Source organism: Neisseria animalis, from assembly GCF_900636515.1.
In the GTDB taxonomy this organism is placed as follows: Bacteria; Pseudomonadota; Gammaproteobacteria; order Burkholderiales; family Neisseriaceae; genus Neisseria; species Neisseria animalis.
Genome location: NZ_LR134287.1, coordinates 525,663 through 542,893 on the forward strand (window position 1 = coordinate 525,663; position 17,231 = coordinate 542,893).

Consider the following 17,231-nt stretch of genomic DNA (forward strand, 5'->3'; position numbering starts at 1 on the left):
TGTACGTTCGGGTTGCCGAAATTGCTGTTTTAGCTTTGCAGAAACTCTGTTTTAGCTTCGCAGAAACTCTGTTTTAGCTTCGCAGAAACCTGAGACCTTTGAAAAAAAGACAGGAAACGAAGCAAAACTGATTGTAGGGGCAGCTTTTACACCTGCCCGAAAATTGAATACTTTGAAAGTTATAGTCATTTAAAATAAGAATGATACAGCGTTGCTTTGCCTTGCCGTACTATGTGTACTGTCTGCGGCTTCGCTGCCTTGTCTCATTCTTATTTTATTCGACTATACAACTTCCAAAAGCCCGAACAAGCGGGCGGGTGTAAAACCCGCCTACAAGCCATTGTCATGAATTTTGCAAAGGCCTCAACCTGTTTTTTTCCGTATGGAGGGTATGTTGTTGTCGGAGGGGATCGGTTTTTCAAGCTGTTTGAAAAATGGAAGCCGTCTGAAAAAGCGGCGGAGGTGTCCATGCTTTTTTCAGACGGCTTTATTTGAGAGAAAACGCAATAGCTGTTTATTCGGCGGCTGTTCCGCTTGTTTCGGCAGTTTCCGCCGGTGTCGCTTCGGCGGCGGAGGTTTGTCCGGCATCTTTGGCTGCCTGCCGTTCGGCTTGTGCGGCGAGCGCCTGCCGTACGGCCGGGTGCTGTTGGGCGATGGCTTGTTCTTCGGGGCTGACTTCGCCTTTGAAACGGTTGTTCAGATCGAAGCGTTTGCCGCCGCGTGCCAGTGCTTTCAGGTAGCGCGGACGGCGGCAGTGGTTGGCCAATACGCGGGCAATCAGGACGGGGTCGTATTGGGGCAGGGCGGCAATCAAATCTTGGTCTATGCCGACGGCCAGAGGTTTGAAGCGTTTGAATACGTCGTATTTGCCGTAGATGTGGTCGGCAATCATGTCAGTCTGCTTCTTTTTGCTCATGGTTTGGACGGCGGATTTCAGCGCGGCGCCCAAAGCGGTTTCTTGTGTCATGTCTGTTATATTCCTGTTAAAGGCTGCCGTGCGGTTTGGGTTTGGCGGCAGCGGGACGATTTCCGCCATTGTAGTATAAAGGGCGGATTTTGGCTAAGGATTTGTACAACGGTTTTGCAGACGGCCTCGGGGTCGGACGGGCCGTCTGCAAACGGGTTGGCGCATTTGGTGCGTCCGGCTGATGGGTCGGGGCGGCTTATGGTATTGCCGTAATCCTTTGCGCTACATGGAGGATGGGAAGGCCGCACTCCGGTTGCCTGTTTTTAACCCAAACGCGCGATGTCGGGCGTATTCACGCATACGCCGGTGTTTTGTGCGCGATGTCGCATGGCGTGATCCATCAGCACCAGCGCAAGCATGGCCTCGGCAATCGGCGCGGCGCGCAAGCCTACGCAGGGGTCGTGGCGGCCGTGTGTGGCGATTTCCACCGCGTTGCCGTCGGTATCGATGCTCCGGCGCGGCGTGGCGATGGAGCTGGTCGGTTTGATGGCGAAATTGGCGGTGATGGTTTGGCCGGTGGAAATGCCGCCGAGGATGCCGCCCGCATGGTTGGATTGGAAGCCTTGCGGGGCGAGCTCGTCGCCGTGCACGCTGCCGCGTTGCGCCACCACGTCGAAGCCGTCGCCGATTTCCACGCCTTTGACGGCATTGATGGACATCAGCGCATGGGCAATATCGGCATCAAGGCGGTCGAACACCGGCTCGCCCAAGCCGACGGGTACGCCGCGCGCTTCGATGTGCAGCTTCGCGCCCACGCTGTCGAGCGATTTGCGCACGCTGTCCATATAGGCTTCGAGTTCGGCAATTTGCGAACGGTTGGCGGCAAAAAACGGGTTTTCCGCAATAAAATCTTCGTTTTCAAAAGCAATTTCCTGCTCGCCCACTTGGGTAACCCAGCAGGCGATTTCGGTGCCGAATTGTGTTTTCAGCCATTTTTTGGCCACAGCACCGGCGGCCACGCGCGCGGCGGTTTCGCGGGCGGAACTCCTGCCGCCGCCGCGGTAGTCGCGGATACCGTATTTGTGCCAGTAGGTATAGTCGGCGTGGCCGGGGCGGAATTGGCGGGCGATGTTGCCGTAGTCTTTGCTGCGCTGGTCGGTGTTGCGGATGAGCAGCGCAATCGGCGTGCCGGTGGTTCGGCCTTCGAACACGCCGGATAGGATTTCCACTTCGTCGGCTTCGCGCCGTTGGGTCACATGGCGGTTGGTGCCGGGTTTGCGGCGGTCGAGGTCGGTTTGGATGTCTTGTTCGTTTAACGGCAGTCCCGGCGGGCAGCCGTCGATGATGCAGCCCAATGCCGGGCCGTGGCTTTCGCCGAAAGTAGTAACGGTGAAGAGTTGTCCGAAAGTGTTGCCTGCCATATTTCTGCTCTGTAAACGTTTGAGGGATAAGGTAGTGGATTTTAACATAAAAGGCCGTCTGTAAAATCGTGTTTTGCAGACGGCCTTTTATTTGTATCAAACCCTTATCAGCTCAGTTTGCCGTGGCACTGTTTGTATTTCAAACCGCTGCCGCACGGGCAGGGGTCGTTGCGGTGAACAACGTAACCTTGCAACGAGAGTGCTTCGGGGCTGAGATCCATGCTGTTGGGGTCGAATGCTTCGGTAGCCAAGTTGGTTTTGGATTCGCCGAGTAATTCTTCCATGTCCGGTGCGTCGGGTTGCGCGGCATGAATATTGTTAACGGTTTGCTCCGGCAGCTCTTGGGCGGTATGCTCGTTGCGTTCGATTTGAACGGAGGCCAACAGGGAGGCAATGTTGTGTTTGATACTGTGCCACAGGTTTTCAAACATGGTAAAGGCTTCGCGTTTGTATTCCTGTTTCGGATTTTTTTGGGCGTAGCTGCGTAAGTGGATACCTTGGCGCAGATGGTCCATGGCAGCCAAATGTTCGCGCCATTGGTTGTCGATGACTTGCAGCATGACGTTGCGCTCGAAGTTTGCCATAGGCTGTTGGCCGACCAATTCTACTTTTTCGGCGTATTCGGCTTCGATGCGCTGAATCAGGCGGTCTTTGATGTCTTGTCCGTCTAAGGTGTTGTCAGCTTCCAGCCACGCTTTGATGTCTGCCTGTACGCGGAACTCTCCGGCAAGCTGGGCTTCGAGTGCGGCAATATTCCATTGCTCTTCCATGCTTTCCGGAGGAATATGCAAATCGACCAAATCGCTGATGACTTCTTCACGAATGTCTTTGGCTAAGCCGCTGACTTCCTGATTGGTAAGGATTTCATTGCGCTGGTGGTAAATCACTTTGCGTTGGTCGTTGGCAACGTCGTCATATTCCAAGACTTGTTTGCGCATATCGAAGTTGCGGCCTTCGACTTTGCGTTGCGCGCCTTCGATTTGGCGGGTCAGCAAGCCGTGTTCGATGGCGACGCCGCGTTCGGGCGAGAGGCGGTTGAGGATGGCGGCGGCGCGGTCGAGGGCGAACAGGCGCAGCAGCGGGTCTTCAAAGGAGAGGTAGAAGCGGCTGGAGCCGGGGTCGCCTTGGCGGCCTGCACGGCCGCGCAGTTGGTTGTCGATGCGGCGGCTTTCGTGACGTTCGGTGCCGATGATGTGGAGACCGCCGGCTGCCAATACTTTTTCATGCTCTTGCTGCCAACCGCTTTCCAATGCGGCGATTTGTGCGGTTTTCTCGTCATCACTCAGGGTTTCATCGGCGCGGATGGCATCGGTTTGATGTTTGAGATTACCGCCCAGTACGATGTCGGTACCGCGGCCGGCCATGTTGGTGGCAACGGTAATCGCGCCGACTTTGCCTGCTTGGGCAACGATTAAGGCTTCGCGTTCGTGTTCTTTGGCATTTAAGACATTGTGCGGCAGGCCTGCTTTGTTGAGCAGGTTGGATACCAGTTCGGAGTTTTCGATGCTGGTGGTGCCGACCAGTACCGGCTGGCCGTTTTCGTGGCAGGCTTGGATGTCTTTGACGACTGCTTCGAATTTTTCTTCGGCACTTCGGAAGATTTGGTCGTTGAAGTCTTTGCGCTGGATAGGGCGGTTGGTCGGGATAATGACGGTTTCCAAGCCGTAAATGCTTTGGAATTCGAATGCTTCGGTATCGGCCGTGCCGGTCATGCCGGAGAGCTTGGTATAGAGCCGGAAGTAGTTTTGGAAGGTGATGGAGGCCAGCGTTTGGTTTTCACGCTTGATTTCCACGCCTTCTTTGGCTTCTACGGCTTGGTGCAGGCCTTCGGACCAGCGGCGTCCTGCCATCAGGCGGCCTGTAAATTCGTCTACAATGACGATTTCGCCGTCTTGGATGACATAGTGCTGATCCAAATGGAACAGACTGTGTGCGCGCAATGCCGCCATCAGGTGGTGCATCAGGGTGATGTTGGCGGCGGAGTAAAGGGAGTCGTTTTCTTGCAGCAGCCCCATTTGGGTCAGAATTTGCTCGGCGTGTTCGTGGCCGGATTCGCTCAAGATGACTTGATGGGCTTTTTCGTCCACCCAGTAATCGCCTTCGCCTTCTTCCGTTTCCTGGCGGACCAGTCGGGCGGGAACGGCATTCATGATTTGGTAGAGTTGGACGTTGTCGTCGGCCTGTCCGGAAATAATCAGGGGGGTACGGGCTTCATCGATTAAGATGGAGTCGACTTCATCGACAACGGCGAAGTTTAATTCGCGTTGTACTTTGTCGTATTGGTCGGTCACCATGTTGTCGCGCAGGTAATCGAAACCGAATTCGTTGTTGGTGCCGTAGGTGATGTCGGCACCGTATGCGCTTTGGCGGTAGAACGGCTCCATATTGGATACGATCACGCCGACAGTCAGGCCGAGGAAGTTATACAGCGGTTCCATGATGCCGGCATCGCGTGCGGCCAAGTAGTCGTTGACGGTGACAACGTGCACGCCTTTTCCGGAAAGGGCATTGAGGTAAACGGCAAGTGTGGCAACCAGTGTTTTGCCTTCGCCGGTACGCATTTCGGCGATTTTGCCGTTGTGCAGTACCATGCCGCCGATGAGTTGTACGTCGAAGTGGCGCATACCTAATACGCGGCGGCTGGCTTCGCGGCAGACGGCAAAGGCTTCTACCAAAATGCCGTCGAGCGTTTCGCCGTTGGCGAGGCGTTCTTTGAATTCTGCGGTTTTGGCTTGCAAAGCCTCGTCGCTTAGAGCCTGCATGTCGGCTTCGAGTGCGTTGATTTTCGCTACGGATTTTCGGTATTGTTTGAGCAGACGGTCGTTGCGGCTGCCGAAGATTTTTTTTGCAATGTTTGTCAGCATGAGGTCTTCCCTATGAATTAGGGTAAAATAGCGGAAAAGGAGATTTTAACACAATCTGCCGGTTAAAACGGGTAATCGCATTGCAAATGGCGGTATGCCTGACGGATTTCAAGTGATGGAGAATGATATGGATTTCAACCATCTGAAACGGGTGGGGCCGGGTGATGGTGCGGGTGTTCCGGCACATTTGCACAACTTGTTGCAGATTTCCCGCTATTGGCAGAAGCTGGATAAGGAAGTTGGGCGGATACTGCCTGCCAACCTGCGTCCTTATGTCCGAACCGCCTGTATCGAGGGTGATGTATTGGTTTTGTTGGCGGCCAACAGTATGGCGGCTTCGCGTTTGAAAATGCTGCTGCCTGCGCTGCAGCCGAGTTTGGTGGCTGTGCATGAAGGATTGAGCAGCGTGCGTGTCCGTCTGGTTCCGCAAACGCCTGAAGCGGAACGGGTAAACCGTTTGGAGTTGAGCGAAACGGCTGTGGCGAATTTCGAGCAAACGGCGGAATGTTTGGCAGAGCGCCACCCCAAGCTGGCTCAAGCCTTGGCAAGGCTGGCGCAAAAGCACCGTAAGCCGTAAACGGACAACTGAGCTTGTTTAGGTGTTAAAAAATGTCAAATTTGCAGACGGCCTGTGGCTTTGCGGAGCAGGAGCGGCGGCGGTTTTGTAAACAGGTGTAAATGCTTGCTTAAACTTTGATTCAAATCAAAGTTTGGGGCAGAATAAAGTCGCATACTTCCAAATTACCGAATATGGGTATGCCTTTATCTCTACCCTTCTGTTTTATCGATACACACTCTATTAGGAGATTTTCATGAAAGCTTATTTGGCTCTGATTTCTGCCGCCGTAATCGGTTTGGCAGCCTGCTCGCAAGAACCTGCACAACAACCGGCTGCCGAAGCCGCACCTGCCGCCGAAGCCTCTGCTGCGCCTGCGGAAGCCGCACCGGCTGAGGCCTCTGCTGAAGCTGCACCTGCCGAAGCTGCTGCAGGAAACTGCTCTGTAGTGGTTGAGTCAAACGACGCCATGCAGTTCGACACTAAAGATATCCAAGTGAGCAAAGCATGTAGCGAATTTACCATTACCCTGAAACACACCGGTACCCAACCTAAAGCCAGCATGGGTCACAACATTGTTATTGCTAAAGCCGAAGACATGGACGGCGTATTCAAAGACGGTTTGGCTGCAGGTCCTGATGCCGACTACGTTAAAGCCAACGACGAGCGCGTAATTGCCCACACCAAACTGATCGGTGGCGGTGAAGAGTCTTCTGTAACCTTCGATCCTGCCAAACTGGCTGACGGCAGCTACAAATTCGTATGTACTTTCCCGGGCCACGCTGCATTGATGAACGGTACATTGACCTTGGTTGACTAATCCGTCAAACAATACGGTAATCTTAACAAGATTTATCCGCCAGCAGCCTGCCCAGTGCAGGCTGTTTTGCTTTGTATTTGCAGACGGCATTTTCCCGATAAGGCCGTCTGCAAATCAAACGGAACATATTGATTGTTCACGCTTGTTATGCAGAAAGCGAAGCGGCCGATACATCAAACCTGAGAGGAATTGCCATGAACCCCTTTGAGACCCAAAGTGTTACCTTTGCCGAACCCATCGACATGCTCTACGCCTGCCACGGGAAAGTACGCCGTTTTTGCAGCCAAATCGATATGCTGCCCGGTTATATTGCCGAGCACGGCTGCAACGAGGCCGTATTGCAGGCGGTGAGGCAGATCAGCCAGTATTTCAATGTGGCTGCTCCACTGCATCACGAGGATGAAGAAGAAAACTTTTTCCCGCTGCTTTTGCAATACGCCCCGCAGGCGCAGGCGGGTGTGGACGAATTGCTGCATCAGCACGAAAGCCTGCACGCCAATTGGAGCGCACTTTATCAAGAGTTTCAAAATTTGGAAGCGGATCCGCAATATCCGCTGCAAGCCGAAGTTTTGAAACGCTTTACAGACGGCTATGCCGTGCATTTGGGTATTGAAGAGCCGCTGTTTGATATGGGTAAAGAATTTATTCCGCAGGAAAAATTAGCGGAAATCGGCAAGATTATGGCGGCAAGGCGGCAGAAGTAATCGGCAGCAGGGCGGTTTGGTCAGGTTTTATTTTTATCCCAAACATTCTGTTTTTGAAGTAAATGTTTTTTACAAACGGAAAACCACCGGATGTTTGCCATGCACCGCCTGAAAAAGTTTGGGATAACTATAAAATTCCGTATTTGCAGACGGCCTTAACGATAAAAAAGGATACTTCATGCTTACCCCAGCCAGCAGCGACCTTTTCAATATCCCTTTTTTCCAATTTTCCCAACTCAAAAAATACCAGCCCGAAGCCATTCCGAAAATCAAAGCCGATTATAAGGCGCATTGGCAGATTTGGCGGCAGCTTATTTTGCAGGTTGCGGAAGATTTGGGCGAACCTTTTGCGCCGCCGCATATCGAGCGGTGGTGCAACGGCTGGCAGGTGCGCGCCCATTTTTTCGCTTATTTCAAATACGCCCGATATAAAGATTCCGCCGCGATTTTATCCGTGCTGCTCAACCGCCGCCGCCTCACCGTCAGCCTCGATTGGCATTGTTACAAAGCAGGCGTGTCGCCGATAGCGTTGCCGGAATACAATCAATGGTTGGAAAATCTGGACAGAAAACACTATGCCGCTTTCGATGTGTGGCACGGTGCGGAAAGCGAATATGCCGATTATCAAACGCTGGCAGCGCAAGGCAATGCGGCATTGCGTTTGCAAGACCAAGACGATTTTTTCTGTATCGGTAGGCATATCGAACGCGACGATTTGGGCAGGCAAAACGAATCGGTATGGATAGCTGACACGATTCGCGAACTTTTACCCTTGTATGAAGCCTGTTTTCGCTGATATAGTTAAACATTGTTAACCAATCCGCAACAGGCCGTCTGAAAAATAAGCACAAATGGCAACCCAACCTACCGTTTTCCCAATATTTTTCAGACGGCCTGATTCTTAAAAACGAACATGACCGAAACCCAAACCCTAGATTTAGCCAAGCAACTGATTGCCCGTCCGTCCGTTACCCCCGATGATCAAAACTGCCAGCAGCTGCTTGCAGAACGCCTGAAAAAAATCGGATTTGCCATCGAAGAGATGAATTTCGGCGAGACCAAAAACATCTGGGCGCGGCGCGGCAAGAATGGTCCGGTGGTATGTTTTGCCGGCCACACCGATGTCGTGCCTGCAGGGCCGCTGGAAAAATGGGATACGCCGCCGTTTGAGCCGAGCGAGCGCGAAGGGCGTTTATACGGGCGCGGCGCGGCGGATATGAAAACCAGCATCGCCTGTTTCGTAACCGCCTGCGAGCGTTTTGTTGCCGCCAATCCCGACCATGCGGGCAGCATCGCGCTGCTGATTACCTCCGATGAAGAGGGCGATGCGCACGACGGTACCACCAAAGTGGTGGACGTACTGAAAGCGCGCGGCGAAACCATCGATTACTGCATTGTCGGCGAGCCGACCGCCGTTACCGACTTGGGCGATATGATTAAAAACGGCCGCCGCGGTTCGCTTTCCGGCAACCTGACGGTCAAAGGCAAGCAAGGCCACATCGCCTATCCGCATCTGGCGGTGAATCCCGTCCACACCTTCGCGCCTGCGCTGCTGGAGTTGGCCCAAGAAGTTTGGGATGAGGGCAACGAATATTTTCCGCCCACCAGCTTCCAAATTTCCAATATCGGCGGCGGTACCGGCGCGACCAACGTGATTCCGGGCGAGTTAAACGTCAAATTCAATTTCCGTTTTTCCACCGAATCCACCGAATCCGGCCTGAAAGAGCGCGTACACGCCATTTTGGACAAGCACGGCGTAGTATACGATTTGCAGTGGGCGTGCTCCGGCCAGCCGTTTCTCACCCAAGCCGGAAAGCTGACCGATGTCGCCCGAAACGCAATTCAAAAAGTATGCGGCATCGATACCGAGCTTTCCACTACAGGCGGTACTTCAGACGGCCGCTTCATCAAAGCCATCGCCGCCGAATTGATTGAATTGGGGCCGAGCAACGCCACGATTCACCAAATCAATGAAAACGTATTGCTGGAGGATATTCCGAAATTATCGGCGGTGTACGGGTCGATGTTGGAAGAATTGCTGGTTTGAAGCACATCATTTGCAGACGGCATATTGGATTCTTGTACCGATAATATTTTGATGATAAAGACGATGTTTGTTCTTCCTTCACTTGAAACACTTGCCGAACGCTGGCAGCCGTACCGCAATCTTTTGGAAAGCGGGGCGGACTTTCCTGCCCGGCAACACAAAATTCCCGCTCGGGATTATGCGGCGTTCGAGCAGGATTTTGCCGCTGCTGCCGGCTTGAAGTGGCCGCAATACCGCAATATCCGACGGGCATTGAATGTATTGGCGCAATCCAATCCGATAGCTGCCAACGAGTTGGCCGTGTCGCGTATTGATACGCCTTTGGGCGCGATGATTGCCGTGTTTGCCTATCAGGAATGCTTGAGCCTGCTTGAGTTTGTCGATCAGGACGGTGTCGCCCAAGAGCTTGAAGCGGTACGCAAAGCACTCAACGGCCGTTTTGTATGGCGAGAATATCCGGTCTCTGATTTGCTGAAGCAAGAGCTGGACGAATATTTCAAAGGCCGTCTGCAAAATTTCAGCGTGCCGCTGCATTTTATCGGTACGGCATTTCAAGAGCAGGCGTGGCAAGTCTTGCAAACCATACCTTACGGCGAAACCTGCACCTATAAGCAGCAGTCGGAGCAGCTGGGTAATGCCAAGGCTGTGCGTGCCGTTGCCGCCGCCAACGGGCAGAACAAAATTTCCATTGTCGTTCCGTGCCACCGCGTGATCGGCAGCGACGGCAGTCTGACCGGCTATGCAGGCGGGTTGTTCCGTAAAAAATACCTGTTGGCACTTGAAAAGAAAAATATGCAGACGGCATTGTTTGAAGCCGATTCGCAGGAAACATCTTAACCGCAGTCTTTATCCTTAACGGTGTTTTCGCAACACCTTGAAAAGAGAGCATTATGAACCTCAAAAACCGCCATTGCCTCAAACTCCTCGACTTTACCCAAGCCGAAATCCTGCATTACCTCGACTTGGCTGCCGAACTGAAAGCCGCCAAAAAAGCCGGACGCGAAGTGCGGAAAATGCGCGGCAAAAACATTGCCCTGATTTTTGAAAAAACCTCCACCCGCACCCGCTGCGCCTTTGAAGTTGCCGCACGCGACCAAGGAGCGGGCGTAACCTATCTGGAGCCGACCGGCAGCCAAATCGGCCACAAAGAAAGCATCAAAGACACCGCCCGCGTACTCGGCCGTATGTACGACGGCATCGAGTACCGCGGTTTCGGCCAAGAAATTGTCGAAGAGCTGGCGCAATACGCAGGCGTACCCGTATTCAACGGTTTGACCAATGAATTCCACCCCACCCAAATGCTGGCCGACGCGCTGACCATGCGCGAACACAGCAGCAAACCCTTGAACGAAATCGCGTTTGCCTATGTGGGCGATGCACGCTTCAATATGGGCAATTCGCTGTTGCTGCTCGGCGCAAAAATGGGTATGGACGTGCGTATCGGCGCGCCGAAAGCCTTATGGCCGTCTGAAAACATCATTGCCCAAGCCCGTGCGCTTGCCGAAGAAACCGGCGCGAAAGTGACCTTAACCGAAAATGCCGAAGAGGCCGTTCAAGGCGTGGACTTTATCCATACCGACGTTTGGGTGAGCATGGGTGAGCCGAAAGAAACATGGGAAGAGCGCATCGCCCTGCTGAAGTCTTTCCGCGTTACCCCCGAATTGATGGCGGCATCGGGCAATCCGAACGTGAAGTTCATGCACTGCCTGCCCGCTTTCCACAACCGCGAAACCAAAGTCGGAGAATGGATTTACGAAACCTTCGGTTTGAACGGCGTGGAAGTGACCGAAGAAGTGTTTGAAAGCCCGGCCAGCATCGTGTTCGACCAAGCTGAAAACCGTATGCACACCATCAAAGCAGTGATGGTGGCTTCGTTGGGCGAATAACCCGCTGCGGTTGGTACAAGGCCGTCTGCAAAATGCCGAAATCCCTATCAAAAGGATGTGCGGCATTTTGCAGACGGCTTTTGTGATGGGGCGTTTGGTTTGAAAACGTATGTTTGTCGGCAATCGGCATGAGGCTGTCGCGTGAGGCGCGCGTGAGGTGTTGTATGTGCGGCGCGGTTCGTGCCGTTCTGTTTGATGACCGTTTCAATTTTGAGGGCAGGGGAGCAGGTTGCGGACAATATGGGTTGGCAGATGTGTCGAGCAGCTTGGTTGGGCTTTTTTTGAGTGGGGAGGCAATGCCGTATGATTGGGCATGAAATGCCTGTGTTTGTCTTCGATACGGTGCGGGCGGTTCGGCGGGGCAGGCCGTCTGCAAATATAGTCGAATAAAATAAGAATGAGACAAGGCAGCGAAGCCGCAGACAGTACACATAGTACGGCAAGGCAAAGCAACGCTGTATCATTCTTATTTTAAATGACTATATCTTGAAAAGTTTTCATGATTCAAACTTGTCGGGCAGGAAACGCTTGCGGATTAGGTTTGAATAAATTATGATAATTGTTTTCGTTTATTTTCAAGATTTCGGACAAAAATCTCCGTAAAGATAATTTTGCAGACGGCTTTTTAATGGTATGCCGTCTGCAAATCGAGAAGTTCCGGTTGATTTTCATGAGTACCAAACCCCTTTCCTTCAACCTTTCCAACCTGTTTGCGCTGGCGGTGTTGTTTGTCGTCAGCCTGTCGGTCGGCGTGGCGGATTTCCAATGGCGGAATCTGTTTGAGCTCTCCGACGATATGCAGCTGTTGCTGGTCAGCCGCCTGCCACGCACGCTGGCGATTGTGCTGGCCGGTGCGTCGATGGCGGTGGCGGGAATGATTATGCAGATTCTGATGCGCAACCGCTTTGTCGAGCCTTCGATGGTGGGCGCGAGCCAGAGTGCGGCATTGGGGCTGCTGTTGATGGCTTTGTTCGCACCGTCTGCCGCGCTGCCGGCGAAAATGTCGGTCGGGGCGGCAGCCTCGATGGCGGGTATGCTGGTGTTTATGGCCTTAATCCGCCGTCTGCCGCCGACGGCGCAACTGATGGTGCCGCTGGTGGGCATTATTTTCGGCGGGGTCATCGAGGCGGTGGCGACGTTTATCGCTTATGAGACGGAAATGCTGCAAATGCTGGGCGTATGGCAGCAGGGGGATTTTTCCGGCGTGTTGATGGGGCGTTACGAACTGCTGTGGCTGACCGGCGTTTTGGCGGTGTGCGCTTATCTGATTGCCGACCGGCTGACGATTGTGGGGCTGGGCGAAACGGTGGCGGTAAACTTGGGTTTGAACCGCGATGTGATTTTATGGGCCGGCCTGATTATCGTGGCACTGATTACCTCGCTGGTGGTGGTGACCATCGGCAATATTCCGTTTGTCGGTTTGGTGGTGCCGAACATTATCAGCCGCATGATGGGCGACAAGCTGCGCCAGAGTCTGCCCGCCGTGGCTTTGCTCGGCGCGTCGATGGTGCTGCTGTGCGACATCATCGGGCGGCTGGTAGTGTTTCCGTTTGAAATTCCCGTGTCGGTGGTGTTCGGCGTGTTGGGTACGGTATTGTTTTTGTGGATGTTGTTGAGGAAGCCTGCCCATGCCGTCTGAAAAAAACATTGGCTTTTTACAGGGCGGAACGCGCCCGTTATGGCTGGCTTTCGCGCTGCTTTCGGCCTGCTGCGTCCTGTTTTTAACGCTCAATGCGGGCGGCAACTGGGATTTCGTACTGCCGCTGCGCCTGACCAAGCTCGCTGCTTTGCTGCTGGTGGCGTATGCGGTGGGCGTGTCGACTTTATTGTTTCAAACGCTGACCAACAATCCGATTCTGACCCCTTCGATTTTAGGCTTTGATTCGCTGTATATTTTCCTGCAAACGCTGCTGGTGTTCCTGCTCGGCGGCGTGGGCTATACCGCGCTGCCGCTCTTGGGCAAATTCGGTTTGGAGCTGGCGGCGATGATGGGCGGCTCGCTGCTTTTGTTTGCCATACTGATGAAACAGGGCGGGCGCGATTTGGCGCGGATGATTTTAATCGGCGTGATTTTCGGGATTTTGTTCCGCAGCCTCGCCTCGCTGCTCCAACGCATGATCGACCCCGAAGAATTTGCGGTGGCGCAGGCAAATACGTTCGCATCGTTCAATACCGTCAACCAAAACCTGCTCGGCATCGGCGCGGCAGTCTTGCTGGCGAGTACGGTGTTTGTCTGGCGCGAACGCCACCGCTTGGATGTGTATCTGCTCGGGCGCGACCAAGCCGTCAATCTGGGCATCAACTATCAGCGCAACACTTTATGGATTTTGCTGTGGATTGCCGCGCTGGTCGCCACTTCCACCGCCGTTGTCGGCCCGGTCAGCTTTTTCGGCCTTTTGGTGGCGGCACTGGCCAACCATTTTTCTCCTTCCGTGAAACACAGCATACGCCTGCCGATGGCTTTCTGCCTTGCCGGTATTTTACTGGTCGGCGGCCAGACCGTATTCGAACATTTGCTGGGCATGAAAGCCGTCTTGAGCGTGGTCGTCGAATTTGCCGGCGGGCTGGTGTTTTTATGGCTGGTATTGAAAAAGAAGCGTTAAGGCCGTCTGAAACCGCAGAAGCACCCGTCCCCGACAAAAACGGCAGATTAAACCCGCCCCATATGATTTCCAACCATGATTAAAATCTGTAACGTCAGCCACACAATCGGCAACCAACTTATCCTCAACGACATCAGCCTCGATATTCCGCAAGGCGGGATTACCGCACTTATCGGACCCAACGGCGCAGGCAAATCCACGCTGCTCTCGTTTATGGCGCGGTTGCAGCCGCTGGCGAAGGGCAGTATCCGTTACGGAGAGCAAGACCTTGCCTCCACCCCTTCTTCGGAGCTGGCCAAAACGCTGTCGATTCTGACTCAGGAACACGGCATCGTCAGCCGCATTACCGTGCGCGACCTGCTGATGTTCGGGCGTTATCCCTACCATCAGGGCAGGCCGTCTGCAAACGACCGCGCGGTTGTGGAAAACGCCTTGCAGGAATTTCATCTCGACTGTTTCGCCGACCGCTATCTGACCGAGCTTTCCGGCGGACAACGCCAGCGGGCGATGATTGCGATGGTATTCTGCCAGCAAACCGAATACGTCTTGCTCGACGAACCGCTGAACAATCTCGACATGTACCATTCCCGCGCCCTGATGCAGCTTCTGCGCCGTCTGACCGACGAACACAACCGCACCACGGTAGTGGTGTTGCACGACATCAACCAAGCCGCGGCCTATGCGGATTTCGTGGTGGCGATGAAAAACGGGAAAGTCGAGATGACGGGCAAGCCGGAAGAAGTGTTTACGGCGGCGAATATCAAAGATTTGTTCGGTATGGAAGCCGATGTATTGGATTATGGCGGCAAGAAGCTGATAGTGCATCATATTTGAAACGGGAATACGGCAAAAGGCCGTCTGCAAATGGGCAGCATCACGCGCTGCCCATTTGCAGACGGCCTTTTGTATGGGGCAATCAGCTCAGCCAGAAACGGAAGACCAAGAAAAACACCAAGGCCAAAACGCCGAACCATACCACCAGCATAAAGCCTGCTACGGCACGGCCGAAACGGAAGACCGGATTATTGCGTTCGTCCTCGAGCGGGGCAGGTTGTTGTTTGTCGGTCGGGTGGGTCATATCGGTACTCGCAGGAAGTATGGTTGTTTAACACAAGATAATGCGGCGTTGCCGTCTTGTCGCATTCTGTATTATTCGACTGTATCGGGTCGGACAACCAAAGATTTTCAGACGGCCATCAGGCGCAAAATGAAATAGAAACTCAAGGTCATCATGCCGTAAAACGCCAGCAGCATGAAATTGCGGATTATCCGCAGGGTAACGGATAATTTATTGCATTTGTCATATTTCGGGGGGGGGGGGTAGCTTGGCGGCGGACATGGCGTGATTCCGCGGATTGCAGGAAAGTTATTATATAACGGTTGGGCAGATTTGTTAAACCGCAGTTTGCAGACGGCATGAGCCGTATGTTTGATGGGAACACTTGGCTATAATGGCGGTTTTGCAGCGGAGAAGAGCAATGGGTTTGTGTGGCCGCATTATCCATATGCTGCTGTTTGAAATCGGTGCGGTGGCAATCGGTACGCTGGCGGTGCTGTGTGCAGGGCATCACGGTACGGATTCGGCGGTGGCGATGAACATCAGCATTTCATTGGTTGCCATGCTGTGGAATTTTGCATTCAACTGGGGATTCGACAAAATATTTACCGGCAGGCGCGAGGCACGCGGCTGGGGCGTGCGTTTCCTTCAAACTCTGGTATTTGAAGGCGGGCTGCTGCTTTTTACCGTACCGCTGGTGATGTATTTTTTACGCTTGGGCTGGTGGGCGGCTTTGTTGGCGGATATTGGGCTGTCGTTGCTGATTGTGGCGTATTCGCTGGTGTTCAACTGGATATTCGATCACGCGCGGGCGCGGTTGTTGGCAAAATACGGACGTTGAAAACAGTTGTCTGATACAACAGGATACTGCGTTGCCGTTTGGCGTGCGGCCTGCGGTTTGCCCGATTGTGGTTCGGACGGGAGATATAGTCGAATAAAATAAGAATGAGACAAGGCAGCGAAGCCGCAGACAGTACACATAGTACGGCAAGGCAAAGCAACGCTGTATCATTCTTATTTTAAATGACTATACAGCCGTTTATCGGGGTTTGGAGCAGGCTTTAAGTATAAAAAGGCCGTCTGTAAAATGCTTGCCGGAAATATCGAATTTCGTTGCAAGCATTTTACAGACGGCCTTTGGGCTCAGATAAGCGTCCGCTTATTGTTTGCTTTCTTCCGCAAAATATTTGGCGTGGATTTGGTCGTATTCGCCGCTTTCACGCACTTTTTTCAGCGCATCGTTCAGCATGGTAACAGAGGCTTCGTCGCCTTTGCGGACGGCGATACCGTAGTTTTCAATATCAAAATCAGGCAGGGTCAGGAAAGACAAGCCTTTGGTGGCGTTGTGTTTCACATAGTTGGCCACAACTGCGCTGTCCAGTACCACGGCATCCAGACCGCCGTTTTCCAATTCTTTGATAACCAGCGGATTGGTTTCAAAGCGCGCAATTTTCGGGCTGTCGTTGCCCAGCAGTTTGGATACCGAGAAATCGCCGGTGTAGCCGGTAACCACGCCGACTTTGTTCAGGTTTTTCAGCTCTTCGGAAGAAGAAACGCTTTTACCTTCGGGTACGAGCACGACTTGGGTGATTTCAAAGTAAGGGTCGGTAAAGTCCATAGACTGTTTGCGGTCGTCGGTAATCGTTACGCCCGACATGATGATGTCCACATCGCCGTTGTTCAAGGCAGGGAAGAGACTGTCCCACGGCTGGTGTTTGAATTCCACTTTGAAACCGCCGGCCTTGGCCATCGCGTTCATCAAATCGACATCGAAACCTTCGATGTTGCCCGAAGAATCTTGCGATTCAAAAGGCGCAAATTCCGCATTCATGGCCACGCGGTAAACTTTATCGGGATTGGCGGCAGGTGCGGCCGCGCTGTCTTTGCTTTGTCCGCCGCAAGCACCCAATACGAGGGCAGAGCAGGCTACGGCTGCGGCAATCCATTTTTTCATGTTCATCAACAACTCCTTTGAGACGGAATAAAGAATAAAAGATTAGTTTAGCATAAGTTTACACAATCAACGCTCTTTTTCGCGGAAAAAAGCATAGGTTACATCGTGGAACAAATCAACGTGCGGGCTGTCTTCATAGCTCAACTCCGCCAGCGCGTCTTCAAAAGCAAGCTGGATAGATTCGACGGCATCTTGGGCGGTGTCGGCAGGCAGGGCGCGAATCAGACCTTTGAGCGCGGTGGCCAATACATGATTCTGCATCCGCAAAACATCATTGGCTTCTTCCAAATAATCGAGGCGTTGCTCCATGCTGCTCATGATAGTTTCTTTAGAATCTGTTAGAATATTTCATTATATCAGAAGCCGCTTTGCTTCCGATTGCCAAACAGCCTCTAAACGATACGCCGCGAGA

Annotated in this window: 18 protein-coding genes; 12 read left to right on the forward strand and 6 right to left on the reverse strand. The window is 53.2% G+C overall.

What is annotated here, in order from left to right; genetic code table 11:
* Window positions 1-258 precede the first annotated feature (258 nt).
* Window positions 259-495 carry a hypothetical protein gene (locus EL111_RS02470; RefSeq protein ID WP_126325830.1) on the forward strand — a complete coding sequence of 79 codons (237 nt, stop codon included), beginning with the start codon at window positions 259-261 and terminating at the stop codon, window positions 493-495.
* A 19-nt stretch (window positions 496-514) separates the two neighbouring features.
* Here the strand turns inward: EL111_RS02470 and EL111_RS02475 are convergent, their stop codons facing one another.
* From EL111_RS02475 to secA, 3 genes are all read right to left on the reverse strand, one after another.
* Window positions 515-967 (reverse strand): ProQ/FINO family protein, encoded by a 453-nt coding sequence (locus tag EL111_RS02475; RefSeq protein ID WP_123795543.1) that lies wholly within the window; start codon window positions 965-967, stop codon window positions 515-517.
* Window positions 968-1,230: 263 nt separating this feature from the next.
* Window positions 1,231-2,328, reverse strand: a complete 1,098-nt coding sequence (aroC, locus tag EL111_RS02480; RefSeq protein WP_123795542.1) for a chorismate synthase — start codon at window positions 2,326-2,328, stop codon at window positions 1,231-1,233.
* 107 nt (window positions 2,329-2,435) lie between these two features.
* The gene (gene secA / locus EL111_RS02485; RefSeq protein WP_123795541.1) at window positions 2,436-5,192 is read right to left on the reverse strand and encodes a preprotein translocase subunit SecA; all 2,757 of its coding nucleotides are present in this window, start codon (window positions 5,190-5,192) and stop codon (window positions 2,436-2,438) included.
* A gap of 127 nt (window positions 5,193-5,319) precedes the next feature.
* Between secA and EL111_RS02490 the strand changes: the two genes are divergently transcribed.
* From EL111_RS02490 to EL111_RS02535, 10 genes are all read left to right on the forward strand, one after another.
* On the forward strand, window positions 5,320-5,769 hold the full coding sequence (locus tag EL111_RS02490) for a DciA family protein (RefSeq protein WP_123795574.1): 450 nt from the start codon (window positions 5,320-5,322) through the stop codon (window positions 5,767-5,769).
* A 235-nt stretch (window positions 5,770-6,004) separates the two neighbouring features.
* Window positions 6,005-6,568: an azurin gene (gene azu / locus EL111_RS02495; RefSeq protein WP_123795540.1), complete on the forward strand. Its 564-nt coding sequence runs from the start codon at window positions 6,005-6,007 to the stop codon at window positions 6,566-6,568.
* Window positions 6,569-6,762: 194 nt separating this feature from the next.
* Window positions 6,763-7,272 (forward strand): hemerythrin domain-containing protein, encoded by a 510-nt coding sequence (locus tag EL111_RS02500; protein ID WP_123795539.1) that lies wholly within the window; start codon window positions 6,763-6,765, stop codon window positions 7,270-7,272.
* Window positions 7,273-7,450: 178 nt separating this feature from the next.
* Window positions 7,451-8,068 carry an HI_0552 family protein gene (locus tag EL111_RS02505; protein ID WP_123795538.1) on the forward strand — a complete coding sequence of 206 codons (618 nt, stop codon included), beginning with the start codon at window positions 7,451-7,453 and terminating at the stop codon, window positions 8,066-8,068.
* 117 nt (window positions 8,069-8,185) lie between these two features.
* A complete protein-coding gene (dapE, locus tag EL111_RS02510; RefSeq protein WP_123795537.1) occupies window positions 8,186-9,319 on the forward strand; it encodes a succinyl-diaminopimelate desuccinylase in 1,134 nt (377 codons plus the stop codon).
* A 63-nt stretch (window positions 9,320-9,382) separates the two neighbouring features.
* Window positions 9,383-10,156 carry a methylated-DNA--[protein]-cysteine S-methyltransferase gene (locus EL111_RS02515; RefSeq protein ID WP_123795536.1) on the forward strand — a complete coding sequence of 258 codons (774 nt, stop codon included), beginning with the start codon at window positions 9,383-9,385 and terminating at the stop codon, window positions 10,154-10,156.
* A gap of 53 nt (window positions 10,157-10,209) precedes the next feature.
* Entirely contained in the window at window positions 10,210-11,205 is a 996-nt protein-coding gene (locus tag EL111_RS02520) for an ornithine carbamoyltransferase (protein WP_123795535.1), read from the forward strand.
* 670 nt (window positions 11,206-11,875) lie between these two features.
* Entirely contained in the window at window positions 11,876-12,844 is a 969-nt protein-coding gene (locus EL111_RS02525; RefSeq protein WP_123795534.1) for an ABC transporter permease, read from the forward strand.
* The gene (locus tag EL111_RS02530; protein WP_123795533.1) at window positions 12,834-13,808 is read left to right on the forward strand and encodes an iron chelate uptake ABC transporter family permease subunit; all 975 of its coding nucleotides are present in this window, start codon (window positions 12,834-12,836) and stop codon (window positions 13,806-13,808) included. Before EL111_RS02525 ends, EL111_RS02530 begins: the two co-directional genes overlap by 11 nt.
* A gap of 75 nt (window positions 13,809-13,883) precedes the next feature.
* On the forward strand, window positions 13,884-14,642 hold the full coding sequence (locus EL111_RS02535; RefSeq protein ID WP_123795532.1) for an iron ABC transporter ATP-binding protein: 759 nt from the start codon (window positions 13,884-13,886) through the stop codon (window positions 14,640-14,642).
* 82 nt (window positions 14,643-14,724) lie between these two features.
* Here EL111_RS02535 and EL111_RS10480 read toward each other — a convergent pair whose 3' ends face one another.
* Window positions 14,725-14,886, reverse strand: coding sequence for a hypothetical protein (locus tag EL111_RS10480; protein WP_162842975.1), 162 nt, complete (start codon window positions 14,884-14,886; stop codon window positions 14,725-14,727).
* Window positions 14,887-15,286: 400 nt separating this feature from the next.
* On the opposite strand from EL111_RS10480, the gene EL111_RS02540 reads away from it, so the two are divergent.
* A complete protein-coding gene (locus EL111_RS02540) occupies window positions 15,287-15,706 on the forward strand; it encodes a PACE efflux transporter (RefSeq protein WP_123795531.1) in 420 nt (139 codons plus the stop codon).
* Between the two features lie 318 nt (window positions 15,707-16,024).
* On the opposite strand, the gene EL111_RS02545 is transcribed toward EL111_RS02540, so the two are convergent.
* Both EL111_RS02545 and EL111_RS02550 read right to left on the reverse strand, forming a co-directional pair.
* Window positions 16,025-16,825, reverse strand: coding sequence for a basic amino acid ABC transporter substrate-binding protein (locus EL111_RS02545; RefSeq protein WP_123795530.1), 801 nt, complete (start codon window positions 16,823-16,825; stop codon window positions 16,025-16,027).
* A gap of 60 nt (window positions 16,826-16,885) precedes the next feature.
* Window positions 16,886-17,137 carry an NGO1151 family protein gene (locus EL111_RS02550; protein ID WP_123795529.1) on the reverse strand — a complete coding sequence of 84 codons (252 nt, stop codon included), beginning with the start codon at window positions 17,135-17,137 and terminating at the stop codon, window positions 16,886-16,888.
* Window positions 17,138-17,231 lie beyond the last annotated feature (94 nt).